This is a genomic window from Symmachiella dynata, from assembly GCF_007747995.1.
GTDB lineage: Bacteria > Planctomycetota > Planctomycetia > Planctomycetales > Planctomycetaceae > Symmachiella > Symmachiella dynata.
In genome coordinates this window covers 1,099,203-1,123,148 of sequence record NZ_CP036276.1, presented here as the reverse complement: position 1 = coordinate 1,123,148, position 23,946 = coordinate 1,099,203, and the positions used below count along the sequence as shown (strand labels likewise).

General features: G+C 54.8%; 23 protein-coding genes and 1 pseudogene. 8 read left to right on the top strand and 16 right to left on the bottom strand.

Annotated features, from left to right (window positions below; all coding sequences use genetic code 11):
- Positions 1-86: 86 nt before the first annotated feature.
- The 10 genes from nhaR to Mal52_RS04255 all read right to left on the bottom strand — a co-directional run bounded on the left by nhaR (position 87) and on the right by Mal52_RS04255 (position 12,532).
- Entirely contained in the window at positions 87-995 is a 909-nt protein-coding gene (gene nhaR, locus Mal52_RS04300) for a transcriptional activator NhaR (protein WP_145374485.1), read from the bottom strand.
- Between the two features lie 159 nt (positions 996-1,154).
- Positions 1,155-2,798: a TolC family protein gene (locus tag Mal52_RS04295; RefSeq protein ID WP_197534653.1), complete on the bottom strand. Its 1,644-nt coding sequence runs from the start codon at positions 2,796-2,798 to the stop codon at positions 1,155-1,157.
- A 252-nt stretch (positions 2,799-3,050) separates the two neighbouring features.
- Positions 3,051-3,428, bottom strand: a complete 378-nt coding sequence (locus Mal52_RS04290; protein ID WP_145374483.1) for an HPF/RaiA family ribosome-associated protein — start codon at positions 3,426-3,428, stop codon at positions 3,051-3,053.
- A 148-nt stretch (positions 3,429-3,576) separates the two neighbouring features.
- Entirely contained in the window at positions 3,577-4,995 is a 1,419-nt protein-coding gene (locus tag Mal52_RS04285; RefSeq protein WP_145374482.1) for an HlyD family secretion protein, read from the bottom strand.
- Between the two features lie 64 nt (positions 4,996-5,059).
- Positions 5,060-7,183: a peptidase domain-containing ABC transporter gene (locus Mal52_RS04280; RefSeq protein ID WP_145374481.1), complete on the bottom strand. Its 2,124-nt coding sequence runs from the start codon at positions 7,181-7,183 to the stop codon at positions 5,060-5,062.
- A gap of 692 nt (positions 7,184-7,875) precedes the next feature.
- Complete coding sequence (locus tag Mal52_RS04275; RefSeq protein ID WP_145374480.1) at positions 7,876-8,286, bottom strand: YceK/YidQ family lipoprotein; 411 nt, start codon at positions 8,284-8,286, stop codon at positions 7,876-7,878.
- 130 nt (positions 8,287-8,416) lie between these two features.
- Positions 8,417-9,361: a hypothetical protein gene (locus tag Mal52_RS04270; RefSeq protein ID WP_145374479.1), complete on the bottom strand. Its 945-nt coding sequence runs from the start codon at positions 9,359-9,361 to the stop codon at positions 8,417-8,419.
- Positions 9,362-9,499: 138 nt separating this feature from the next.
- A complete protein-coding gene (locus Mal52_RS04265; protein ID WP_145374478.1) occupies positions 9,500-10,225 on the bottom strand; it encodes a hypothetical protein in 726 nt (241 codons plus the stop codon).
- Positions 10,226-10,373: 148 nt separating this feature from the next.
- The gene (locus Mal52_RS04260; RefSeq protein ID WP_145374477.1) at positions 10,374-11,762 is read right to left on the bottom strand and encodes an RtcB family protein; all 1,389 of its coding nucleotides are present in this window, start codon (positions 11,760-11,762) and stop codon (positions 10,374-10,376) included.
- A 128-nt stretch (positions 11,763-11,890) separates the two neighbouring features.
- On the bottom strand, positions 11,891-12,532 hold the full coding sequence (locus Mal52_RS04255; RefSeq protein WP_145374476.1) for a DUF2238 domain-containing protein: 642 nt from the start codon (positions 12,530-12,532) through the stop codon (positions 11,891-11,893).
- Positions 12,533-12,948: 416 nt separating this feature from the next.
- Here Mal52_RS04255 and Mal52_RS04250 point away from each other — a divergent pair, with 416 nt between their 5' ends.
- The 8 genes and pseudogenes from Mal52_RS04250 to Mal52_RS04215 all read left to right on the top strand — a co-directional run bounded on the left by Mal52_RS04250 (position 12,949) and on the right by Mal52_RS04215 (position 18,165).
- Positions 12,949-13,797: a cysteine peptidase family C39 domain-containing protein gene (locus Mal52_RS04250; protein ID WP_145374475.1), complete on the top strand. Its 849-nt coding sequence runs from the start codon at positions 12,949-12,951 to the stop codon at positions 13,795-13,797.
- Between the two features lie 164 nt (positions 13,798-13,961).
- Positions 13,962-14,243 carry a type II toxin-antitoxin system ParD family antitoxin gene (locus Mal52_RS04245; RefSeq protein ID WP_197534651.1) on the top strand — a complete coding sequence of 94 codons (282 nt, stop codon included), beginning with the start codon at positions 13,962-13,964 and terminating at the stop codon, positions 14,241-14,243.
- A gap of 20 nt (positions 14,244-14,263) precedes the next feature.
- A pseudogene (locus Mal52_RS30435) lies at positions 14,264-14,539 on the top strand (type II toxin-antitoxin system RelE/ParE family toxin); the annotation flags it as partial.
- 79 nt (positions 14,540-14,618) lie between these two features.
- Positions 14,619-14,945, top strand: coding sequence for a TFIIB-type zinc ribbon-containing protein (locus Mal52_RS04235; protein WP_145374474.1), 327 nt, complete (start codon positions 14,619-14,621; stop codon positions 14,943-14,945).
- Between the two features lie 30 nt (positions 14,946-14,975).
- The gene (locus tag Mal52_RS04230; RefSeq protein ID WP_145374473.1) at positions 14,976-15,968 is read left to right on the top strand and encodes an endonuclease/exonuclease/phosphatase family protein; all 993 of its coding nucleotides are present in this window, start codon (positions 14,976-14,978) and stop codon (positions 15,966-15,968) included.
- Between the two features lie 79 nt (positions 15,969-16,047).
- A complete protein-coding gene (locus tag Mal52_RS04225; protein ID WP_145374472.1) occupies positions 16,048-16,284 on the top strand; it encodes a SlyX family protein in 237 nt (78 codons plus the stop codon).
- Positions 16,285-16,429: 145 nt separating this feature from the next.
- Positions 16,430-17,605, top strand: a complete 1,176-nt coding sequence (locus Mal52_RS04220; RefSeq protein WP_231962524.1) for a M20 family metallopeptidase — start codon at positions 16,430-16,432, stop codon at positions 17,603-17,605.
- Positions 17,606-17,868: 263 nt separating this feature from the next.
- A complete protein-coding gene (locus Mal52_RS04215; RefSeq protein ID WP_145374471.1) occupies positions 17,869-18,165 on the top strand; it encodes a hypothetical protein in 297 nt (98 codons plus the stop codon).
- On the opposite strand, the gene Mal52_RS04210 is transcribed toward Mal52_RS04215, so the two are convergent.
- The 6 genes from Mal52_RS04210 to Mal52_RS04185 form a co-directional block, all read right to left on the bottom strand.
- Positions 18,162-18,557, bottom strand: a complete 396-nt coding sequence (locus Mal52_RS04210) for a YraN family protein (protein WP_145374470.1) — start codon at positions 18,555-18,557, stop codon at positions 18,162-18,164. The two genes, Mal52_RS04215 and Mal52_RS04210, sit on opposite strands and share 4 nt — an antisense overlap.
- Positions 18,558-18,715: 158 nt before the next feature.
- Positions 18,716-19,075, bottom strand: coding sequence for a 50S ribosomal protein L19 (rplS, locus tag Mal52_RS04205; RefSeq protein ID WP_145374469.1), 360 nt, complete (start codon positions 19,073-19,075; stop codon positions 18,716-18,718).
- Positions 19,076-19,186: 111 nt separating this feature from the next.
- On the bottom strand, positions 19,187-19,867 hold the full coding sequence (trmD, locus tag Mal52_RS04200; RefSeq protein ID WP_145374468.1) for a tRNA (guanosine(37)-N1)-methyltransferase TrmD: 681 nt from the start codon (positions 19,865-19,867) through the stop codon (positions 19,187-19,189).
- Positions 19,868-19,943: 76 nt separating this feature from the next.
- Complete coding sequence (gene rpsP, locus Mal52_RS04195; protein ID WP_145374467.1) at positions 19,944-20,351, bottom strand: 30S ribosomal protein S16; 408 nt, start codon at positions 20,349-20,351, stop codon at positions 19,944-19,946.
- 266 nt (positions 20,352-20,617) lie between these two features.
- Positions 20,618-22,108 (bottom strand): signal recognition particle protein, encoded by a 1,491-nt coding sequence (ffh, locus tag Mal52_RS04190; protein WP_145374466.1) that lies wholly within the window; start codon positions 22,106-22,108, stop codon positions 20,618-20,620.
- 239 nt (positions 22,109-22,347) lie between these two features.
- Positions 22,348-23,748, bottom strand: coding sequence for a signal recognition particle receptor subunit alpha (locus Mal52_RS04185; protein WP_145374465.1), 1,401 nt, complete (start codon positions 23,746-23,748; stop codon positions 22,348-22,350).
- Positions 23,749-23,946 lie beyond the last annotated feature (198 nt).

Below are 23,946 nucleotides of genomic sequence, written 5' to 3'. Positions count from 1 at the left end.
GTTCCACAAACCTGCAGATCTCCATCAACGGGTGCATCATTAATTTTTGAATGGCCGCCCCTTGGGAAAGCCGGTCCATTGCTGTCTCATTGTGCAAACAGCGACTCTTTGGCCGCTTCCGATATTGCCATCACAGCGGGATGGCGAATGCGACGTTCGACCGTAATGGCATAGAATCGTTCGATGGCATTGGGGATTTCAAGAAGAAAACTCAGGCCGAACTGCCGTTCGATCTCCGCGCGAATCGCGAGTGGACCAGGCACGAAACCGATGCCTGCCTCCGCAAACACTTTCAACAAGGCTGTGTCGTCAAATTCGCCAACGACCTCTGGAGAAATATTGGCAGCGAGAAACCATTCGTCAACGGATCGCCGCATCGCTGTGTTCTCCGCTGGAAGGAGAAACGGAGCAGAACTCAGCGATCCTGGGAGCCCCTGCTCAAATTGTCGGCACAACTGAGCGGTACCGAACAACCCCACGCCACATTCCCCCAGCGCATGATTGAACGCGCGAATGCGAACCATTGAACCGGCTGGCGAGTCTGAGAAAACGACATCCAGTTCGTGCGTGGCCAATTGGGACAACAGTTGCTCCATCGACCCTTCCCGGCAAACAATCTGCACTTTCTCTTCAAGGTGCAGTACCGGCTCAATCAGCCGAAATGCGATGTATTTCGGTATCACTTCTGGAATGCCGACCAACAGCTTAACCGGTCGCCCGGTCGGACGGCCTTTAATCGCGTCTCCAAGTTCCTGACCAATGGCAAACATTTCATCGGCATAACGATAAACCATTTGGCCCACGTCAGTGAGTACCAAATCGCGGCCAACGCGTTCGTAGAGTTTCTCGCCGAGCGCACTCTCGAGTTTCTTCAACTGGCCGCTAATCGTTGGCTGGGCTAAATGCAGTTTTTCACAGGCACGTGTGACACTACCCTCTTTCGCAACCATCCAGAAGTAGAGTAGATGGTGGTAGTTTAACCAGTCCGCATTCATGTTGGCATGATTTCATCGCAGAGACTGAACGAAGCCTGTCGAGGACGACCGAATCGACACCTGATAATATCCAGATACATCATAGCTGGATAGTCAATTCAGAATGCAAGTCGATCCCAGAGCCTGTTCGGCGTGTTCGGCTCGCTGCTTGAAAGCGCCCTAAGGCTTGCTTTCGGCAGGCATCGGCCAGTCAAATGCGAGGGCGGCGGTGTAGTTCGCCAAAGCTGCGAAATACTCCAGCAAGGCTTCAACCTCGCCGTCCGCCGCCTCGATTGCGGATTGCTCGCGAATGAAAACATCCAATAAACCGGACTGCCCCAGTTCAAAGCGACGACGTTCCACATCAGCCATATACTCAGCAAGACGTTTCGCCTCGCGCGCCTTGCCCAGACGATCAAACGCGGCGGTCAATCCGGCAAAAGCAGCTTGAACTTCGGCAACAATTTTGTCTTGCGTAAAGCGACGCTTCACGGCCACTTGTGAAAGTTTTGCCTCAGCGGCATGGGATTTCCCGCGTGCTTTGCGGCGTTGCAACGGCACGTCGATGAATAGACTCGCTTCCAGTTCGTATCGAGATTTGTCGCGCTTGCTGCTGGTCGGTTCTCCCATATCCTGCGAGTTCCAGACCTGCGCATCGACACTCGGCAAAAACTCGTTGTTGGCTTCTGCCAGGTCGACATTCACTTGCCGGTAAAGGGCATCCAAAGCAGCCAATTCAGGGCGTTGTGACAAGGCCACTTGAATGTCAGATTCGAGTTGGGACGCGAGGAATTCGGTCGGCTCCGGAAAATCACGCAGCTGCGACGGTTCGGGAATGATGGGCGAACCATCAGCAGATCGGTAGAACAGAGACAATTTGACCGCAGACTGTTGCAGTTTCCGTCCACGGTCAATCAACTTCGATTCGCGCAACGCGATAGACCGTAGATTGTCCTGCAATGCCGGCGGGTCAAGATCTCCTTCTTCAACGCGCCGCTGGAGACGCGAATTGCGTTCTTCCGAAAGTTCCAAAGCTTGCTGCCAGATTCTGTATTGCTGTCCTGTCGCAATCCAAGTCCAGTAGGCAATGCTGGCCTCTCGGACGAACAGAATCAATTGAGCGCGAACTTCCGGACGGACGCGTTGTTGTTCATACGTCGCACGCCACAGGGCGGCGCGTCGCTCATCGATCTCGCGATTCTTCAGCAGCGGGACGCGAAACCCAGCCTTAAATTCGCCCCCTTCATTGGTCTGACGTTCCTGATACCACGGTTGAAAATTGCCGCGTCCGATTCGATAGCCGCTAAAGAATTCACCCCCACTGTAAATGGGTTGGACGAATCCGATATCCTGACGGTAGGTCTCATAGAAACCAAGAGCGCCATTTTGGCTCGCGCTTTTGAACTTCGTATCGAATTTGCCCCAAGTCGCCAGTTGCTTTCCGTCAGCAATCGAGTTTTCCAGCAGTGCAGCAGCCAGCAGTGGGTAAGACTCATGAACCGAATTGACGACTTGGTCGATGACGACGGCGGACGCATTGCCGGCTCCGAGATCAAGGGGAATGGGCTGAATGTAATCTTCAACCGCCCGTTCTTCAGGTTCAGCTGCCGGATCTTTGTCTGTTAAGTACTCCACTTCCTCAGGCAGTTCCTCTGGAACCGGCGCGGCCTCGACTTCATCAGAAACGAGCTGAAGTGGATCGCCAAGCGTCGTCTCGTTTTGGTCGTCGTACTCGGATTCTGTTGGATCGACGGTTGTCGTGGAGGCTGGGGCCGCAGTATTTGCCGATCGATTTAAATCAACCGGGGGTTGATTCGTAGTCACCGAACAACCCAGAGCAGCGATGACGCTACAGGCAATGAGAGATGCGCGAAGTCTCGCTATTGGCATGTTCATACAACAGTGCATTTGATACGAGTTTCTATGCGCGTAGATTCACGGTCCCCCCACAGTCTTCGTAATCGTTATTATCGGCACAGCCCATCGGGGCGATTGAGTTTGATTTCTATCCTAAATCATGCTTAAGGACCGGGTCCTGTTCTTTCAGCCCCAGTCCTTCCTCAAACGCCGAGACCTTTATTCGAATTCCGTACTTTCGGGGGGATTTGAGTCCTCAATCTGATGACTCAGTGGACTATTCCGGTTTCGTTTTGCTTTGTTGCGACCCACAACCCGTTCCAGACTCCGTCGCACGCGGTCGACTGCCAACGAAATTGCCCCATAGGCGTTTTCATGATTGGCAGAAGCAATGATGTCAGGCTTCCCGTTCATAGCCACCGCCACCCGGCAACGTTGGTCAACGCCCCCTTTCGGGCCGTTCACGTCGACAAGTCGGATGTCGACCGCTTTGACGAAGTCTTCAAACGGGCCGATTGCTGAGTCGATTTTCCGCTGGACATAATCTTGGACTTTAACTTTCAACGGCAATCCATCAGTGGAAAAGTTCATGCTCATCGCTGACTCCCGGGGTTGAGGATCGGTGAAAAATCATAGCAACAGATTGTTAGTCAATTGGGATTCTAAAACGGCAGCAACTATTGGCAAATCTCTCCAAACGAGACTGAGAACAATTCCCAAAACAGACCGATGAACTTTACGTGGCTTAAGATTTGGGCAAAGGCGGCTTCTTATTTTTTTTCTTCGGCTCCTCAATCGAAACAACCGGTGGGAAGCCGTTCATGTTCCGCCAAATTTCGTACCACAGCGGCACTTGATTCAACAGCACCCAACCGTTGGCTCGCACACCTTGACGCAGATAACGATCACCAGGCCAAGGCCGATCGGCTTGATCGGGACGAACCAAGATGCGAAACCGCCCCTTGCCGTCGTCCGTGGCGTCGACGGAAACGACTTCGCCGCCAAATGTTCCAACAGCAACCGACGGCCAGCCCGCAAACTGCACAGCCGGCCAACCTTCAAATTGCAATCGAACGTGCCGGCCAGGCTCCACTAAGGGCGCGTCGTTACCGTCCAGCCAAATCTGCACAGCGCGATCCGCTGTCTCAGGGACGATGCGACAAATCGGATCCCCCGCCTTAAGGACCTGACTTCCTTGATTGGGAGTAATTTGTGTGACAAACCCGTCAAACGGCGCCATCACAGATTGGCTTCTCTGACGTGCGACTTTCGTTTCTGTCTCAAGCAGATCTTTTTGAGCCTTGTTCAGACTGGACTGAGCTTTGGCCACATCGCTTTCCGCTTTAGCCACGTCGCCCGTCGCCTTGCGCAGGGTCGCATTCGCGTAATCAATGTCGGCCTGTGCCTTCTGTTCTTTCGCCTTCCGCTCACTTTGTTTCTGGGCAAGTTCGTTCCTAGCGGAATTGATGTATTGTTCCGTCTTGGCAACTTTGGCTTGAATCTCTTTTAGCTTACGATCAGCCTCTTGATACTTGAGTTCTGACACGATGTTTTCTTCATACAACGTCTTTTGTCGTTTGAAGTTTAACTCAAGTTGCGACTCCGCCGCCTTATGCTCCTCAAGTTGTTGAATCTCAGCGTCGATCTTATTTTGCGCCGACTTCACCGCTGCGTCCGCAGCCGCCACGACTTGCGCCTTGACCTGTTCATAGGTTCTCACCTGCGATTCGTAGGAATTGACGATCGTGTGTGCGGCGATCAGATTGTTGCGACTGGCCTCCAACATTTGTGCCTCCGCTTGGACCTGATTTTGGGAGGCCGCCAATTGATCCTCTAGCCGCCCCAAGTAGGAGGGATCAATGTCAGTAATTTCGGCGATGAGTTGTCCTTTTTTGACGAAGGCATTCTCAAATACCCCTTCGCCCAGACGAGCAATTCGCCCCTTAATGGGAGCTTCGAGTGTTTGTTGTCGTTCGTCCGTCGCATAAGCAATCACCCCACCGGTCCCCTTCACGGACTGTTGCCATGGCGCGAACGCAATGAGGATGAATCCCATCACCATGAAAACCAACAGGAATTTCCCCAACCGACGGGCCAATCGCGAAGAGCGCGCAAGCCGCAATGACGGCATAGCCGTTTCGCTGTAGGCTGCTGGCGCAAGCATTCGGCGTGATTGCTTCGGTTTTGTATCAGGCGTAACTGTCGTGACGGGCATTCCAAGGTCCAATTCAAGATTTAATCGGCGATGACTGTGACTTCAGATCGATGCGATTCATGCAGCGCCGCGCGAGCGACTCACGCCCTGTGGCAATAATAATGGTCCAGGGCTGCTCTGGGGCTAACAGGAAATCCAAAACCAACTCAAGCTCTTCATCAGGAAGCGCATCCAATACGCCGTCAATCAATAAAAGCCCCGGGCGACCCACAACCGCCCGTGCAATTGTCAACAAGCGGCATTGATTTTCAGTCAGCGGAGCACCACTGCTGCTCATTGCGGTTTCTCGGCTTTCGTCAAGCTCCAGAATTGGCTCAAGCAGACCGAGGTGTTGGAGTGTCTCACGGACATCGTTCGATGAAACATCTTCACGATGGAGATGCACGTTTTCATCGATTGTGGCGTGAAACACCTCGTTATTACGAACGATCGCCACCCGTTCTCTAAAGACATCGGGACGTAGGTCACTGGGATCGAAACCATCCAGCGTTAAGTGACCCGCCGTGGGAGACCTTAGTCCACCAATCAGGTCGACCAGCGTACTCTTTCCGCTATTTGAAGGACCAAAGATGCCAAAACTTGTTGCTGGGGGAATTTTGACAGAGACAGAATCGACGACTGCAGGTCGACCCGGCCACGCATACGAAACGGCATTCACATGGACGTCGATCGGCCCCTGTTGTCCAACACCCAACATACCACTTTGCCGTTCGATCGGTAGATCAAACAGCACTCCCAACTTGTCGACCGAGGCCAACAGGTCATAAAAACTCTCCATATGTTTGCCGAGTTTTGCAAACGCTCCCACAATCATCGTGACAATCAGTTCCGCCGCCACAAGTTGCCCCAGCGTCAGCTCACCGTTAATCACTAACCAACCACCAATGCCCAGCAACACCGTGCTGGCGACGGCCTGCAGGCCCAAGGCAAACAAAATCTGCCGCATCAAAATACGAAAGTGAGATTTCCTGGCTGACAGATATTCGTGAATGAATCGGTCGGCCCGCTCCAATGCAAACTCAGTCCCCCCGTCGTTGCGGAAGGTGCTCGGACAGCGCGCGATGTCTTCCAACCAAGCGGCCATATAGTATTTGTGTTTCGACTCCTTCACAGAACTCGCAATCGCACCGCGACCAAGCACGAGAATAATGAAAGCGATGGAAGCCAGAAGCACAATGTCAAAACCGAGCAACCAGGGATGATAAAAAGCCAAGACGGCCATACCGATGACCGCGGTCAAGATCAGTCCCAGCCCGTCTAGCAGCAGCTGTGCCGCCACCTTTTGAACCGTCACGATGTCAAAAAAACGATTGACCAGTTCCGGAACGTAATGTCCATCCGTCGCTTCCGCTTCGACACGCGGCAGACGATATGCCAAATCCGCCGCCACCCGTGCGAACAAACGCCTTTGAATGATCTCGACCACGTATGTCTGCAGCGCGCGCACCGCCGCCAGGAATCCAAGAAAGGTGAACAGAATCAACGCCAAAACGACCACCGGTTGCAGAAACCGGCCGAAGGCAACCGTGTTCACCAAAGCTTCGATCGCAATGGGGGTCGCCAGCATGAGCAGGCCGACGACAAAGGCGAACACCAACACAATCCAAAGGTCGGACCACTCCGGCAACATCAAATGTCGCAGCCGATCCAGTGGTGCAATATGTGCCCCGCCGACCGGATGTTCGCCGGTTTGCGGTTCCAAAACGATACATCGTATTTTCCCATCCTTGGCAAGCGATGTCAGAGAGCGTTTCAGTGAGCGCACAGAGATCCGTTTCTCTTGCACGGTCTGCGCAGCGGAGGCCATTTGAATCCGCCGCCGGCTCTTCCCCAGCACCGCCAACCATTCCGACTTCGGCTCATCACGATACGTGACCAGCCGCGCACCATCCTCAACCAGCGCCAGCGCTTCCTCAACCGTACAATCCATGGTTCGAGCGCGAAGGCCCAAGCTTTTGGCAGCTTCGTTGAACCACTTCCACCACAAACGATGTACGTCACCCGGCCAAGCACGCATGACTTCGCTCAACACACGTCGCGCAGCATTCCGTTCGTGCACTGGATTGCTATGTGTAAACTGCTCAAGGATCCAGGCGCCCCCTGCAATCTTCTCTGCCCGCAAATCACCACTCATCATCGCGCCTCGTGCCTCGTGCTGATTAAATTGTGCCAAATCACTCAGGGAAAGCTGGAGAATCAATCTCCTGGAAACATTAAAAGTCACATACGCGTCATGGGACGTGCGTCTGCGCACATCAGATAATTCGCGGTCGGCTCAGCGGTTGGCCCAACAGTGCAATCTCGCTTCCATCTGCAAATGCTGCCTCCGATCGTTCCTGATCGACCGGCACGTCTAACCACAATGTTTTCACTCATCGCCGCTTTGAGAAAAAAATGTCACCTGTCTATTTTGTTCCGATACCGTCCTCGCCCAAGACAGCTGGAGCGGCTTGGACAAGATTTTAGTACTATTAACTTATAGGCAGGAACAAGGAATCCGTCAAATAGATAGTTTGAGCACAACACATCGAATAAATCGATATACCCAAGCGATGCGCATCACCCGTAAACCCTTATGAGATAACAAATAACGGCAGGACCGCAATAAGAGGCTGTATCTCCCTGAATCTAAGATGACCCAGAAACCTGCATTGACTGCGTTTCACTCCACAGCTCACCAGGATATCAGCAATGACAAGGAGCTGCAGCAGGCCCATCTCAGAAAAACAGCCCCCCTCAACGATTCAATCCGTTTGAATGCAAGCTCTCCGGTCACCCCCATTCCAGCTGCCATCCACCCGGGATCGTGCAGTTGTGGACCGGCGGCAGTCACGGATCGGATTCAATTTGAGGATGCTGTGCGACATCGACGCTTGATTCATCCGCCGACTCTTGCAGCACTCCGATGACGTACGGCAGGGTTATGGTATCGGCGGCGAACGACAGCACCGGGTCGACCACAGCAAAGTAACCGAGCGCAGTCATACCACCGGCAACGCCGATTGGATCCTCCAAAATTTGGGTAGACAGGCGGTCAGAATTGTCTTGGGCATCACCGTCCGTTTCGGAATCGTTGAAGCCTGCAGAGACCCAATCAAAGTCATTCCGCACGCCACCATAAACACGAACTGGCTTAAATCCAGGTGGGGAAAGGAATGGGGACTGCTGCCCCTCAAGGTTGGCCATTGTGCCACACCCCGCAACACTCAACGTCAGGATGACCGCTAGTAGGATGCGCATAGTGGTTTCGCGAGAGATGAGAAGGAGAGAAGCGGAGTTTACAGCGTGAAGCCAAACAGGGGAATATGAAGTTCTCTTGGGAAATTCACGTTCTCAATCTCAAATCCTATCGCCGGGTGCAACGGCTGGTCTATTCGGCGTCAATCTCAAAATAGTCTGAACGGGGACTCCACGCCCCCTGCCCCAAGAATTGCGTGACGCGATCACACAGTGAAACACCGCAGACGTCGACCAAGGCCGCCTCACCGGCATCGGAATAGTTGGCCGAATTCAAAAAACGCGCGATCTGTTTCGGGTAATCAGACACTAGGTTGCGATAGAGGATCTGCGCAAGATGATAGCTTAGCTCCTGACCTTCGTCGGACGCATAGAACGACTCACCCGACCAAAATGCGTCGATTGTGTCGACGTTCCAATAGTCGCGATGCTTACGCACAGTTTCGCGGTCCACCATAAAATACGAACCTCCCATAGCGATGTCTTCGATCACCTGAGTCACCCCCTCGTTTAGCCAAGCTGGTAACGGCAGGTGGCGCAGAAGTGCGTGGGTCATTTCATGGGCAAGCGTACGCTCGTATCCCCCCGCATACACCGCGGGAATTGCAATGTGGCCATATCCATCATCGAGAAACATTCCGCCGGATAAACCGAATTCCCCCTCGTCCGGATAGTAATCAGCGATGTAGTCGTAATAGGTGTCCGCCTTCGCAAAAGCGAACAGTACATACTTGCCATAACCTTCCTCGCGAGCAACGCTACCCAGACTGTCAAGAATGATCCGCCGAGAGGATTCGCAACACTCAAGCAGATGTTCCGCCGTGGGCGAGTCGCCGCTAGAGAGCACCATGAATTCGCGAGATTCGCTCCGCGCATAACCGGTCGGCAACGATTCAATCAGCGCGTCAATCCAATCACGCGCCAACTGAGTCCATATCTCGTCGACGTCCGCGTCGCGAGTTACGTTTGCATCGACCCAATCATAAATCGCAGGCCAGTTGGGACGCGGAAGCCCGGTGCGAGTCTCAAGCGAGTTGGGGATTGTAGATAGGGAAATCTGCACGACCGCGGCATTCATCTATAAAATAAGGTTTCGACTGAAAAGATACTGCAGTGATTCTTTGAGAGTCATTCACCGAAGCCAAGGAGTTTCCCCTATCGGCACCCGGCACTCAGATTCAATTCTGGAAAAACGCAGTCGTCCAGCGGCACCGGTTCATCCGTCTTTTTTCTGTGATTGCTTTGCTTTTCGCTCTGCCTTCGCCTCGCGCATACGTATTTTAAGCGAATTACGTTCAGCCGTACTGAAAAACGAACAGAATGGCAGATCGCGGTCGATAAAATCTGGTGAGTCGTCCCTGATAGCATCCTTTAGTTCGGACTCTCCTAATGGGCTTCCATGTCTGAATTGGGGGTCATACCGATATGCCTCAATCAGCAGGTCGGACGCAAGAACCCTTTTCTCGGCGTCGGAGAGCCCTTTTTTTTGGTTGATCGTTGCCATCGCCTTAAATGTCAACAGTTCACGTCGATTCCCCTTGCCATCGTGTAAAGCTTGATCAACAAAGTCCATCAATGGCTTATTGTCATCTGCGAACATGTATGAATTGTGCAGCGAATTGATCATCCAACTTGTCGCTTCACGAATTTCCGGTTCGCGAGTCCAGAGAAGTCTCGCCGTTTTTAATTGCTCGTTGTGTTCAAATAGCTCGTTGTAAGCATGACAGAGTAGAGCAAGCTCCCGAGACTCAAGCGATTTGATCTCCCGCCCCTCTGTAAGCAGGACGACTGCCTTGCGAGCTCTCTGTTCCATGTACAATTCTGGATTCATCAGCTCGTGCGCTTGTGCGTAGGCTGACTTATCGTCCTCGGCAGGTTTCTCTTGGCAAAACGCCGGCAACACAAATGCAATTGCCACACAGAAAAGGATGATTTTTAACATGAGGCTCGCGTTCGCACATAAAGAGGGGTTGGGTTCACAACTTGTCGCGGAGCAAGCTTCATGCTGTACATTCGCGACCCGGCTTTGCAATCATTCTCTGATTTTAACTCTGCGAAGGCTAGACGATTCCTCGCGACTCCTCCGCCAACTAATCCTCCGCACGGCTCCCATCCCCGCACATCTTCACAATCTTCGGATCAAACCGCGCCACAATATCCACCAGATCCTGCTGCTCGCCCATCACGGCGTCGATGTTCTTGTACACGCCCGGGACTTCGTCGGCGCCGGCCGAGAGGATGGTGATTCCCTTGACCGCCAGATCCTTCTTGACCGCTTTGAAGTTGTACGTATCCTTGGCTTGCGTGCGCGACATACGGCGGCCGGCGCCGTGGCTGGCGGAGTCGAGGCTGGCTGGGTTTCCTTTGCCGCGAACAACGTACGCCGGGTCCGCCATGGAACCGGGAATCACGCCCAAGACCCCCGCTCCTGCCGGGGTTGCTCCCTTGCGGTGTACGATCACTTCTTTTCCGCCGTGCATCTCCTTCCAAGCAAAGTTGTGGTGGTTCTCCACTCCTCCAATCACCGCTGCTCCCAACAGGTCCGAGACCAGTCGGTGGATGACCGCATGGTTGGCAGCGGCGTAGTCCCCCATCAGGTTCATCGCCGCCCAGTACTCCTGCCCCGCCTCGGAATCCATGTCCAGCCACGCCAAGCGTTGCACATCTTCGTAACGCTTTGGCAATCGCTTGCGGGCGATGCTGCTATAAACATTGCAGACCGACGCCCCCGCCCCACGACTCCCGCTATGGCTGAGTAGCGCGACATATTCCCCGGCATCCAGGCCCAGTTCCTCATCGCGCACGTCGAGTGTAAACACGCCGAACTCGACAAAGTGATTCCCCGAACCGGACGTCCCCAGTTGTCGCCAGGCCTTGTCCTTGTTTTCGCGCGTGACGCGGGTAACGGTCCAATCTTCATCCATCACATCGTGCTGTTGCGGCCGCTGATGCGTAGACCCGACGCCGAACCGCGTCCCCCCCTCGAGGGCGTGCTTGCAGCGATGAAATTCCTCATCGAGCGCCGCCACCGGCAAGTCGAGCACCGAGAGTTTCATACGGCAAGCGATGTCCACACCGACCGCATACGGCACAACGGCATTGTCCAGCGCCAACACCCCGCCAATCGGCAGACCGTAACCGATATGCGCATCGGGCATCAGCGCCCCGCCGACCGCCATCGGCAACGAACAGGACTGCTGCATCTGATGATGTGCCCCGGCATCGATGTCGTTACCCCAGGTACGATATTCAATCGGCTCCGGTCGCGTGAACTCACGATCCTCGATGATATCGCGTGCGAATTCCCCAAGGTCAACGTCCTCCACAAAATCCTCAGGCGCCGCCAACACCGCACGCATCCGCTCCTTCATTGCTCCCCCACGGACGCCGCGCTGTTTGGCCAACACCTGCACCGCCGCCAGCGCCGACTTAATACAAAAATCCGGCACCCCAATCCGCCGCAACTGCGAGTTATTCATGATCTCATCCCTCTAACGTGCCAACGTCCACAACATACGAGTATAACAGCCCGGTTCGACACGACACGGGGAAACAGCGAAAAGTTCGCGGCGACCGCGTCTGGTTGGGGAGAGATACTTGGCGTACTTCACCTTGCCTTCATACACAAGCGATCAATTAACGCCACAACGCTGATGGAAATGATGGCTCCCGTCGTGGCCAATGCCATGTCTTTCTGCGCATCAAATATGTCACCTTGCTGGCCGAGGAATTGGTCCGCCCAGTCTGGAGTAAAGACCACGGCAACCAACCATTCAATCATTTCGTAACTGGCGCTCGTCGCGATAATGAACTCGAGGGCCAACAAGGAGGACAAGACTTTGGACAGCCCCAAATATCGATGTTCGAATTCCTGAACGGGAATCGCCAGCAGTAGTCCGTAGGACAAGTGCACCACGCGGTCGTAGTGATTCCGGTGGAATCCGAAAACTTCACTGAGATTGATGCCCAACAGGTTTTCGGACCAAGCGTCGTACGGCACGTACGAGTACAGATAACGTGCACCAAACGTGTGCAAGCATAGAAATAGGATGATTAACGAAAAGCTGAACCGGCTGATTACGAATCGGTTTGAGACGTAACCCAGCAACAACGCGGCGAGCACAGTTGGCACGTGCTGCATCAACAAGAATTGTAGATACGGAGGCGAGATACAACTGCCGGCAAAGAACACCAGGTAGAATAGGAACAGCACTTTTTGGTATTGATCAGCGGGCAGAATTTTTGACAACTGAGATACTCACTCATGCAAGGCAACGAGGATTTCAAATGTTCTGCTTGGTGTACCGGTAATTCCGTTTTTTGGTGCGCCGGCGAAATAGAATGCTTCCTAGTGGAGGCTATTTGCCGATACGACGTCATTCAGCGTCGTCTGCTCAAGGTCCCGGGCATGTCGGGACTATTGCGTGTTGAATGAAACCGCGACTCTGGAGTACGACGTGGTTTCCGATTGACCCGATCGCATTGTAGTCCACTATGAATGAGACGGGCAAGTTGCACTAACAAAGCCTATGGCTCCTAGTTTTCAGGCTCGGCAATATGCGAGACTATGCGCGCAAATTTCCTGTTGTTTCGGTCCTACGGGACGCGTACGATAGTAGTTGGCGCTCATTTCCCCGTCTCCAACCTAGGAAAGGTCATTGCATCGTGACCGACATCTACTCGGGACTGGCGATCCTCGCCACGATCTCCGCTGCCCTGTTTTTCTTAGGACTGCGGCTCAGCCGCTCAGCAACGACTAAGCGCGTGACGTTTATTGCACTGGCTACGGTGTGCGGGATCGGCATCTATATTGTCTGGTTGGATGACAGCGTGTTGTTGGCCCGACTGCTGCCCTTCTCCAACTTGATCGTGCTGGGAAATTGGTTCTTGCCCGCCTGTGCGTTTCTGGCCGGTACGGTCTGGCGAAAACTACCCGGCGGCGTCATGCGTCGCAGCGTTTATACAACCCTTCTATTAGGAGTGGGCCTCTTCGCCGTTGTTCAACCCATTTGGGGCTCGCCCCCCACCTGCCATGACATGTGGCGCAACGGCGTCTGCATGCAGACCTCGAAGATTTCTTGCAGCGCGGCCTGCGCAGCGACAATCCTCAAAGCAGTCGGCATCGAAGCCAACGAACAAGAGATGGCCGAACTGTGCCTGACGCGCAACGGCACACTGTGGCAGGGATTGTATCGCGGCCTCAAACTCAAAACCGCCGGCACCGATTGGGATGTCGAAGTCTTCGCTGGCGGCGAAAGTGCTTTGCGCGATCGCGAGCCCGGTCCCGTAATTCTCACAGTTGGCATCCCGCGTGGCGCAACCGTCGATCCGGTTTACACCGAAGAGTATGGCTGGACGCCGGGCGAAATGCATGCGGCACTGTTTTATCGATTCGCCGACAATGGAAACGTCGACATGGGCGACCCCGGCATCGACGACGGTCGCGAACAATGGTCACGTGAGGATCTCAAAGTGTTATATCGTAGGCGGGGGATACGTTTAGTGCAGCGTTAATGAACCGACTTGTCGCGTTTGGAGAGATTCTTACAGACTCCTGGAACAGCCACAAGCTGACTTTAATTTCTGTTGCTCCGACGGCGAGTGAGCCTTACGATGGAGTAGATACCGGTGTGCGGTCAAGACACCTGTTTACGAAGCCCAAAATGAGCGTGATGACGATGGCAACAATAATCCCCCCCGAATTGGAAGCGTTTGTCGAACGCGAAGTCGCCAGCGGCAAGTTCCGCTCGCGAGATGAGGCAATTTCAGAAGGACTGCGACTACTGAAGGAACGCGAAGAGAAACTTGACCTCCTCCGGAATGACATCCAAGCTGGACTTGACCAACTAGATCATGGTCAAGCCATTTCAATCAACGACGCAGCCGAGCATCGCAAGTTCTTCGATGACATCCAACGCCGAGGTTTGGAACGTCTTGCCGCCAAGAAAAACGTGCCATGAGCCGGTGATATCGCCTTTCGCCACTGGCACAGTCCGACCTGGACCAAATCTGGGATTTTATTGCCGCCGACAATCCTACAGCCGCATCAAATGTCATCCACAAATTTGACACGCGATTTCAAATGTTGGTGCGGCAGCCACTCATTGGTGAGTCGCGTGAGGAATTGTTGTCAGGACTGCGCAGTTTTCCTGTCGGGAATTTCGTGATTTATTATCGACCGCTATCGGCGGGTCGCTACGCCGTTGAAATCGTGCGTGTATTGCATGGAGCACGCGATATTCACGAGTTCTTTTGAGTTCCCTCACCCTCACGTGCCCCAAATAATTTGCCCCCCCTCCAACCCCAAGCTATGCTTTTTTTGGAGGTACCAATTCATGGCAAAATCGTCCGTCTCGCGTTCGCATGGCTGTCCCGGGTGTGGTGGGATGGTCCAGTTTTCGACAAAATCTTGCCCCTATTGCGGATATGAGATCACCCTCGCCGATCGCTACGAATGGGTCGACGACTGGGTCCGCGTCACCCTCTTCCTGGGAACGTTGATGCTCGGACTGTGGACCGGGAATTTCTTATTCCATATGTCCAAGCCCTTGCTGGCAATGCTGATTGCAGTCGTCATCTCGTTCTGGTACCTGTATCGTCTGTTCCCGACACAGCTCAAGGAGATTCGCAACGGGCAGAACGACTCCAACTGCGCGGGATAATCGCCCCGCTTCTCCGATGCCACCAGTCGCATGTCCGATACGCCACCTGCTGAGAATCAGCGGCCGTTGCGAACACGACGACGACTCTTCGTCGTTGTCGGCTGCATCGCATTGTTGGTAGTCGGACCGTACATCGTCAGCCGCATCCGCAGCCCCGGTCGCCGTGTCCGTGTTTATGGGGAGAGCGAACGCGCCGCAGCGACTGATACCCTGCCTGGGTTGCTTCGCATCGTCACATACAACATCGCCCACGGTCGCGGCGCGATTGATGACAACTGGCAAGGGACCAACACGGCCAAAAGGAATCGCATTGAGCAGATCGCCCAATTCCTAGCTGGGACCGACGCCGATGTCGTGGTGCTCAACGAAGTCGACTTCGACTCCACTTGGAGTGGACACCAAAACCAAGCCGCCGCCATCGCCGCCGAGGCCGGGTTTGCTTATCGCGTCGAACAGCGTAATCTCGATTTCCGTTTTCTGTACGGCAGTTGGAAATTCGGCAACGCGATCTTAAGCAAGTATCCGATCATCGACGCCCAGGTCGTCGACCTGCCGCCGCATGCCGACTGGGAAGACTGGCTCGTCGGTCGCAAACGGGGTGTCGTCGCCACGCTGCAACTCCCCGATCAACAGCGCGTGCGGGTCCTGGCAGTTCACCTGGAGCATCGCCGCGAAGTCAATCGTGTCCGGGGAGCGAAAGCGATTGTCGACGTCGCAAAGTCATCGGAAGTCCCGTTAATCGTCGCCGGTGATTTGAATTCCACACCACCCGGTTTTCCGGACGCTAGAACTACCGCCGACGGCGAAAACGCGATGGCGATTCTCCAAGAGTCTGGGCTGTTTCAATGGCGACCTCGCGCGGCCCCCACCCCGAGCGATATGACCTATTCCTCGACCAATCCCACACAAGTCATCGACTGGATATTGATCCCCTCCAATGCGACTTTCGTCGCCTATGAAGTGCTCGCGGGGGACCTGTCCGATCATCGCGCGGTGTCCGCCACCTTGCGATTTGCGGAATGACGGATGAATTTCGCCGACAAAACCGTTATGAATAGGGTACGGATTGTTTCGTATTGCACCTACCTGAGCCTAAGCGACCATGTCGGACCCCACACCTGCTGCAGACCCAACTCTTGCCAACCGCGTCACCGAATTAGAAATCCTGGTGATGCACATGCAGGCGGACTTTCAAAAGGTCAATTCGGTCGTGCTGGAGCAACAGCGCGAAATCGATGCGCTCACCAAAAGCCTGGACCGCCTCGGATCGAAAGTTGACAAATTAGGCGAAGAACCTGAAAAACGCGATCCTGTTCAGGAACGGCCTCCACACTATTGAAAGAGTGGCCGGAGGCGAGTGGCCAGTGGCCAGAAAACAGCGAACCGCAATGTGTTATGGATTCGCCCCCTTCCCTTCAGCCTGAATCGGCCAACCCTCACGCCTGTCCCCTCAAGCCTCAAGCCCAAACGCGTGGAGCTTTCCCGTGCACGACCCCGTTGAGTTACTAGAAACGCTCATAGCAATCCCCAGCGTCAATCCCATGGGCCGCGACGTTTCCGGGCCTGAGTTTGGCGAAGCCCGCATGACGGCTTTCTTGGAAGATTGGTTTGCCACACTCGGCGTGGCGACCGAAAAAGTCGAGGTCCTGCCGGGACGATTTAACGTGTTGGCCCGCTATGATGCCGGCCCCGATCGCCCCACGATTTTATTGGATGCCCATCAAGACACCGTGCCGGTCGATGGCATGACCATTCCGCCCTTTGAACCGGCCATTCAAGAGGGCAAACTCTTTGGCCGCGGCGCCTGCGATGTCAAAGGGGGCATGGCCGCTATGCTTGCTGCTTTCGCACGATTGGTCACCCAGCGTCCGGCAGGGGCTGCGAATGTCGTGATGTCCTGTTCCTGCGAAGAAGAAGCCGAAGCACTCGGCGTCAAAGATCTCGTCAAACTGTGGTCCGAACCAGGGCGGGGAATTGCCTCTCTGAAGATAGCTCCCGACGTCGCTGTGGTTGCCGAACCAACTGACCTAGACGTGGTTGTGGCCCATCGCGGGGCGACCCGTTGGAAATTGCGAACGACCGGACGCGCCTGTCATAGCTCGCGTCCTGACGATGGCGTGAACGCTATCTACAAAATGAGCCAAGTCCTGTCCGGCTTGCAAAAATTTGTCGCACATCTCAAGGAGACCATTCCGGCACACCCCCTCTGCGGACCGGCGACCATTAGCGTGGGCCGTATCGAGGGAGGACTGAGTGTGAACACCGTCCCGGATCGTTGCGAAATCGAAATCGACCGCCGCGTGATTCCCGGTGAGGACGGTTTCGCGGTGATTGCCGAAACGGAGGCGTTTCTCCGCAAAAATATCGACGTCGACTTCGAAATGCTGCCTCCTTGGATCACTGGTATCTCGCTGTCGGATGAGCACAATAGCAAATTGGCCGACCGCATGCTGGAGTCTGTCGCAGCAGTCGCCGGCCCGCACAAAAAAGTCGGCGTCGCCTACGGCACAAACGCCTCACGCATCGCCGCCTCCGGCGTCCCCTCCATCGTCTGCGGCCCCGGTTCGATCAACCAAGCCCACACCGAGTCGGAGTGGATCGACATTGAGGAACTGCGGCAAGCCGCCGAGATCTACTACCGTTTCTGCGCCGGCGAATGAATTAAATTTCCCGGGTAGCCGCGATTGCCCCACAATCGGGGCCGGCGCAGCCGGCAAGAAGCCGCAATTCACGCCCTTCATGCAATAAAGCCGTCACCACATTCCACGAACGCCGAATTGCAGCGTCTTCTGACTAACGGCACACCCCAGAGACTCTTCCAACGCTGGTCTAAAATCTACTTGCCAATCTCCTCCAAAACAGCGAGAATCAAGCCAGCGGCGTTCGGCAAGACAACGATTTTCATGCAACAGGAACTGGAGAAATGGCTCACTTCTTTGCAGCAGCCTGGTTGATCAGCGTACCGTTCTTTTTCTTCATGCTGGCAATGCAGCGGAAGCTATGGTCTGTACCTACGTCCGGGCCAGCAAAAGTAATTCTAAACGTGATCTTTGTTTTAAACATAGTTACCGCCATCGGTTCGCGGTTCGGCATTGCCCCCCTGCTGTTTGGTACGCCGCTCTTTCTCTGGAGCGGCTTCCTGCTGCTCTGCTTTTTTTGGGCACGGGGGATCTATCTCCTCTGCACTCCGGTTCAAAATCAAACTAGCGCCAGAGCTTAAGAAAACATCTGCCCCGTCCCCACCGGTGGAAACGCATTTTGGAAGTGCTGCAACTCCGGGGTGCGGCCTGCTTCGGGCCAGATGATGGCGATCACGTCAAACCGCGAGCGAGCATTTAACAAGCCGTGCTGTTTGAGATACGCCAAGGCGACGCGCGTCAACTGGCCTTGCTTGGTGCGATCGACCGCTTCGGCGGGATGGCCGGCGGCGGTGCTCTTGCGGGTCTTCACTTCGACGAAAACCAGACAGTCTCCGTCACGAGCAATGAGGTCGACTTCGCCGTAGCGATTGGTGTGTTGCCGGGCGATGATCGTATAGCCCAGGCCGCGTAGATATCGGGCGGCGCGCCGCTCGCCTCGATTTCCGAATGCTCTGGCCCACCAGCCTCGCATACCGATCCCCCAGCGTGCTCGAGGGTTCTAACAGTTTACGTGATTACGCGGCGGTTCACCGGCTCGGGTGCCACTGCTGGCTTGTCCAGCAGTGAATGCGCGTTCGATCTTCGATACTGGCGGACAAGCCGCCAGTGACGCCCAACTGCAACAACGATTTATTGCTTTTTCTTGGGACGACGTTCGGCCAAACGCGTCGCCTTACCCACACGGTCGCGGAGGTAGTACAGCTTGGCGCGGCGGGTGCGTCCGTGACGCAGGACGTCCAACTTGGCGATTTTCGGCGAATGCACTGGGAAGGTCCGTTCGACCCCTTCACCAGCGACAATGCGGCGAACCGTAAAGGTTTCCCGCGTCCCGCCACCACGACGGGCGATCACCACACCGTTGAAAATTTGAATCCGCTCCTTATCCCCTTCGAGGATCCGCGTATGCACGTCCACGGTGTCGCCGATTTCAAATTCCAGCGGTTCTTCACGCAAGCTAGATTCTTCAACGGCTTTGAGCAATTGATCCATGACTCGATCCCTTAGTTTTAACGTTTCGCTTATCGAATGCCGCAGACCAGTCTGTTTTGGCCACAGGTCCACGGTCTATTTAGTTAGTTTGCCGTTTCGTTAGTTCGCAGCTCAGTCCAACAAATCACTGCGACGTTCTTGAGTCCGTTTGAGACTCTCTTGTTCGCGCCAACGGGCGATCTCTTGGTGATTGCCGCTCAACAACACATCGGGAACTTTCATCCCCCGAAACTCGCGCGGCCTGGTGTATTGCGGATACTCCAGACGGGCCGAATCGGAAAACGAATCGTATTTGCTGCTGGTCTCGTCACCGAGCACATCGGGGACCAGACGAATCACCGCGTCGATCACCAACATGGCCGGGACTTCGCCGCCGTTACAGATGAAATCTCCCGCTGAGACTTCCAACGGCTGCAAACCTTCCCGAATCCTGTCGTCAAATCCTTCATACCGGCCGCACAACAACAGCAACCGTTCTTCTTCCGCTAACTCTGATACCAATTGTTGATCCAACTGCCGTCCTTGCGGACTGAGCATGATCAGCCGCCCCGGTTGGGGAGCTGCTTTTTGCACCGCTTCGACGCAATCAAACGTCGGCTCGCAGGTAATCAACATCCCCGGTCCGCCGCCGTACGGCTTGTCATCCACCGACTTGTGAACACCCGTTGCCCAATCTCGGATGTTCCACCGCTGGATGTCCACCAACCCCGCGTCGATCGCCTTTTTCAGCAGACTCTGCTGCAAATAGCTCTCAAACAGACCGGGAAACAACGTCAGAATATCGAACCGCATATCAGGTAATCACTGTTCGATGTTCAACTGTTCGAATACCACTGCTTGAATTCCACGGCAGCCACCCCCGCGCGATTTACTCGGCGGCTGTTTCTTCGGCTGCTGCTTCTGCCGGAGCTTCCTCAGCACCTTCGGCAGCTGCTTCAGTCGATTCCGCTTCAGCGGCGACTTCCGGTTCCGGTTCGGGCAGCGGCTTGGGAGCCGTCAATGGCGGCGGAGTCTTCACAGCTCCGAATTTGTTCAATTTGACCTTCTTAATCAAGGCCTGCACGTTTTCCGAGGGTTGTGCACCGACCGACACCCAGTAGTCGACCCGCTCCATGTTCAGCGAAACCCGCTGCGACTTGTCGCGAATCATGGGATCGTAGGTCCCGATGTCCTCGATGGACTTACCGTTACGCTGTTTCCGTTGGTCGATCACACAGATGCGATAAAACGGGCGGTGTCGCCGTCCCAATCGCTTCATCCGAATACGAACTGCCACGCACTTCTCCTTAGACTCTGATATTTCTGCTGAAACGTATGTTATATGGAGCCACCGCTGTCGTCATTCGCAACGCGAAATCTTAACGGGGGCGCGTTGATATCTGTTCTTACGGACCGTCTCCACGGGGAAACGCTAATTTCAACGAATTCCGCGCGAAACAGCAACCCATCAGGGGCCGAGAACCGCAATTTTCGTCAAATGCGCCGCCTCAGACCCTTTTCAGTCCACTTCTCGCCAACGCACAGATCCGGTTCTCGCCCAATTTACCGCTTGCGATTCCTTTTTTTCTGCTGTTTGGCGTTTTTGCGCTGCTTCTTCTTCAATTGCTGGATTTTGCGTTTGTCCTGCGGTCCCCGTTTGCTGCGCTGCTTGGTCTGGTGAATCTGAGCTCCGGGATTCATCAGGCCCCCCTCACCCAGCTCTTTGACCGCCCGCATCCGCTCGCGAATCGACATCCCGGCCATCTTGGACATCATCCCCTGCATGCCGCCAAAGTCTTTGAGCAGTTTATTGACGTCCGCCGGGTCAACACCAGAGCCTTTCGCAATCCGCCGTCGACGGCTGATGTCGATCACGTCCGGGTTGCTCCGTTCGTGCGGCGTCATCGACTGAATGATCCCTTCGATCTGCTTCATATCGTCGTCGGGATTCATGTCGCCCATCGCTTCGACTGCGCCCCCCATGCCGGGAATCATTTTCATGACTTCCCCCATCGGGCCCAGCTTTTTCATCTGCTTCATCGTGGAGAGGAAGGTATCGAGCGTGAATTTCCCCTCACGCATCTTCTCCTCGGCCGCCTCCATCTCCTCCTGATCAAATTTGGCCTGAGCCTCTTCGACCAGCGACCGCATGTCCCCCATCCCCAGAATCCGCTCTGCCATGCGGTCGGGATGAAATTCCTGCAGTTTATCGAGTTGCTCGCCAACCCCGACATACTTAATGGGAACCCCGGTCACATGCTTGACGCTCAAAGCCGCTCCACCGCGTGCGTCGCCGTCGAGCTTGGTGAGAATCACACCGTCCAGTTCTAACGCCTCGTTAAAGGCCTTGGCGGAATTGACCGCGTCCTGTCCAGTCATCGCATCGCAGACAAACAGCACTTGCTTGGGATGCAGCCGGTTATCGATCTGCTCCAGCTCTTTCATCAAGTCGTCGTCGATATGCAACCGGCCGGCGGTATCCAGGATCAACGTGTCGATATTCCCCGCCGCCTTGGCCGCTTTCAGCCCGTTACGACAGACGTTGACCGCCGAGTTGCCTTGCGGATCCTCAAAGTGCACCGGCACATCAAGTTGGCCGCCCAGGGTTTTGAGCTGTTCAATCGCCGCCGGACGCTGCAAGTCGGCCGCCACCATCATCGGGCGACGGCCGCTGTTCATCAAAATGCGGGACAACTTACCGCAGGTGGTCGTCTTACCGCTCCCCTGCAAGCCGCAGAGCATGATGACCGTGACTTCGTCTTTGCCCGCCAGATGCAAAGAATGATCAACCGGCCCCATCAGGTGGATCAACTCTTCATAGACCACGCCGACCAGCTGTTGCCCGGGATTGATCGAGTTGAGCACTTTTCGACCGATCGCATTTTCCGTAACGCGGTCGGTGAAACTTTTGGCGACGTCGTAGGCAACATCCGCTTCGAGCAAAGCTTGCCGAACTTGCCCGAGACTATCCGCGATGTTTTTCTCGGTGAGTTTCGTTTGGCCGCGCAACGCATCCAGAGCGCCGGTCAAACCCTGAGTGATACTCTCAAACATCGCAAATCCCACATTTCCCTATAGGCAAAAAACGATCGCCGCTTCCCCACAGGGTAAGGCTCGGGGGCAGCGAAATCAGACATGAACCAGCCCGGGCGACCAGCAAGAGGTGAACACCCGTACCGCTGCCGCCGCAACGAATCCAGGCGAATGACCAAGTCGTCCATTCTAGGAAGGCGCTGGCTGGATGACAACGCCGGATATTGGTGAATTATGGCAACTGACAACGGGGGATTCGCTCACTCATCGTCCTTTTCGTTTTCAACATCGTCATCAAACTCAGGCTCAATCTCGTCTGGCGGATCCGGATTGAACAGTCTGTACTCCCCCAACTCCTTGACCTCCCACATCCGCTCGCGAATCGACATCCCGGCCATCTTGGACATCATCCCCTGCATGCCGCCAAAGTCTTTGAGCAGTTTATTGACGTCCGCCGGGTCAACACCAGAACCTTTCGCAATCCGACGACGACGACTGATATCGATCACGTCCGGGTTGCTCCGTTCGTGCGGCGTCATCGACTGAATGATTCCTTCGATCTGCTTCATGTCGTCGTCGGGGTTCATGTCGCCGATCGCTTCGACCGCAGCCCCCATACCGGGAATCATCTTCATGACCTCCTCCATCGGGCCTCGCTTTTTCATCTGCTTCATCGTGGAGAGGAAGGTATCGAGCGTGAATTTCCCATCACGCATTGTCTCCCCTGCCGCCGACGGCTTCTCTACGATTCCCAACATCCGTTTTGCTATACGGTGAGGATCAAACTCTTGGAACTGGTCCAACTGCTCACCGACCCCTAAAAATTTGATCGGCATACCGGTCATATGTTTCATGCTGAGTAGCGCCCCACCGTGGGCATCGACGTCCATTTTGGTGAGGATCACGCCGTCGAGCTTATGATAGTCATGAATGATTTTCGCAGTGTCCACTCCTGCTTGACTTGTCGTCGCATCGCAGACATAGAGCACCTGCCGAGGACGCATATGGCGTTTTGTTCTAGTGAAATTTGAGATCCATTTGCTATCCATGTGTTGCCGGCCGGAAGTATCCAGTATCAAGACATCGACGTTGCCAGCCACACGCGCCGCTCTTCGAGCCTTGTAGCAAACATCAAATACCGTGTCGTTTCTAGAAGCCTCACAATAAACCGGCACGTCCAGTTGGCTGCCGATGGCCTTCATCCGTTCGACACCGGCCGGGTTCTGCAAGTCAGCTGCCACCAACATCAGACGGTATCCGTTGTTCTTCAATTTGAGCGCCAGTTTCCCACAGGTCGTTGTTGTGCCACTTCCCGGCTGGCCACACAACAACAGGATGGAGAGCTCGCCGTCCGCACGGAGGTTGAGCGACTGAGCGTCTACCCCCTGCATGCCGATCTGTCCCATCATTTTGAACAGCTCCTCATAAATCACTCTGAGGAGTTGTTGCCAGGGATCCATCGACTTGCGCACTTGGCGGCAAATGGTCGCATCAATAATGCGGTCGGTGAGTATCCGGGCGACCTCATCGGCGACGTCTTCCTTGAGCAATGCCAGCCGAACAGCTTCGAGACGATCGGCAATGTCTTTCTGTGTAAACCTGGATTGCCACCGTAATGGTTTGAGTGCGTCGGCCAAGCTTTGGGTGAGACTTTCTAGCATCGCAAGTTCCTCACTCTCTGAATGGGGTCAAAACCATCCGGCCAACAGGTCTTACATTCTAAGACAGGCTGGCTGGATGACAACGCCGGATATTGGTGAATCGCGACTGCCGCGACCGGAGTTTCCAACAGTCTCTCCCCCGCGTTTCACCAAGCCATTCGCTCTTCCGAATAGGAAATTATGGGGTTTCGGGGGATT

Excerpts from the sequence above, each read along its gene's own strand:
- Mal52_RS04280 (WP_145374481.1), bottom strand. The coding sequence starts at position 7,183 with ATGATGAGTGGTGATTTGCGGGCAGAGAAGATTGCAGGGGGCGCCTGG.
- Mal52_RS04275 (WP_145374480.1), bottom strand. The coding sequence starts at position 8,286 with ATGCGCATCCTACTAGCGGTCATCCTGACGTTGAGTGTTGCGGGGTGT.
- trmD (WP_145374468.1), bottom strand. The coding sequence starts at position 19,867 with ATGCGGTTCGATATTCTGACGTTGTTTCCCGGTCTGTTTGAGAGCTAT.
- Mal52_RS04225 (WP_145374472.1), top strand. The coding sequence starts at position 16,048 with ATGTCGGACCCCACACCTGCTGCAGACCCAACTCTTGCCAACCGCGTC.
- rplS (WP_145374469.1), bottom strand. The coding sequence starts at position 19,075 with ATGGATCAATTGCTCAAAGCCGTTGAAGAATCTAGCTTGCGTGAAGAA.
- Mal52_RS04215 (WP_145374471.1), top strand. The coding sequence starts at position 17,869 with ATGGCTCACTTCTTTGCAGCAGCCTGGTTGATCAGCGTACCGTTCTTT.
- Mal52_RS04285 (WP_145374482.1), bottom strand. The coding sequence starts at position 4,995 with ATGCTTGCGCCAGCAGCCTACAGCGAAACGGCTATGCCGTCATTGCGG.
- Mal52_RS04260 (WP_145374477.1), bottom strand. The coding sequence starts at position 11,762 with ATGAATAACTCGCAGTTGCGGCGGATTGGGGTGCCGGATTTTTGTATT.
- Mal52_RS04210 (WP_145374470.1), bottom strand. The coding sequence starts at position 18,557 with ATGCGAGGCTGGTGGGCCAGAGCATTCGGAAATCGAGGCGAGCGGCGC.
- ffh (WP_145374466.1), bottom strand. The coding sequence starts at position 22,108 with ATGTTTGAGAGTATCACTCAGGGTTTGACCGGCGCTCTGGATGCGTTG.
- Mal52_RS04265 (WP_145374478.1), bottom strand. The coding sequence starts at position 10,225 with ATGTTAAAAATCATCCTTTTCTGTGTGGCAATTGCATTTGTGTTGCCG.
- Mal52_RS04290 (WP_145374483.1), bottom strand. The coding sequence starts at position 3,428 with ATGAGCATGAACTTTTCCACTGATGGATTGCCGTTGAAAGTTAAAGTC.
- Mal52_RS04270 (WP_145374479.1), bottom strand. The coding sequence starts at position 9,361 with ATGAATGCCGCGGTCGTGCAGATTTCCCTATCTACAATCCCCAACTCG.
- Mal52_RS04230 (WP_145374473.1), top strand. The coding sequence starts at position 14,976 with ATGTCCGATACGCCACCTGCTGAGAATCAGCGGCCGTTGCGAACACGA.
- Mal52_RS04245 (WP_197534651.1), top strand. The coding sequence starts at position 13,962 with ATGGCAACAATAATCCCCCCCGAATTGGAAGCGTTTGTCGAACGCGAA.
- Mal52_RS04235 (WP_145374474.1), top strand. The coding sequence starts at position 14,619 with ATGGCAAAATCGTCCGTCTCGCGTTCGCATGGCTGTCCCGGGTGTGGT.
- Mal52_RS04185 (WP_145374465.1), bottom strand. The coding sequence starts at position 23,748 with ATGCTAGAAAGTCTCACCCAAAGCTTGGCCGACGCACTCAAACCATTA.
- nhaR (WP_145374485.1), bottom strand. The coding sequence starts at position 995 with ATGAATGCGGACTGGTTAAACTACCACCATCTACTCTACTTCTGGATG.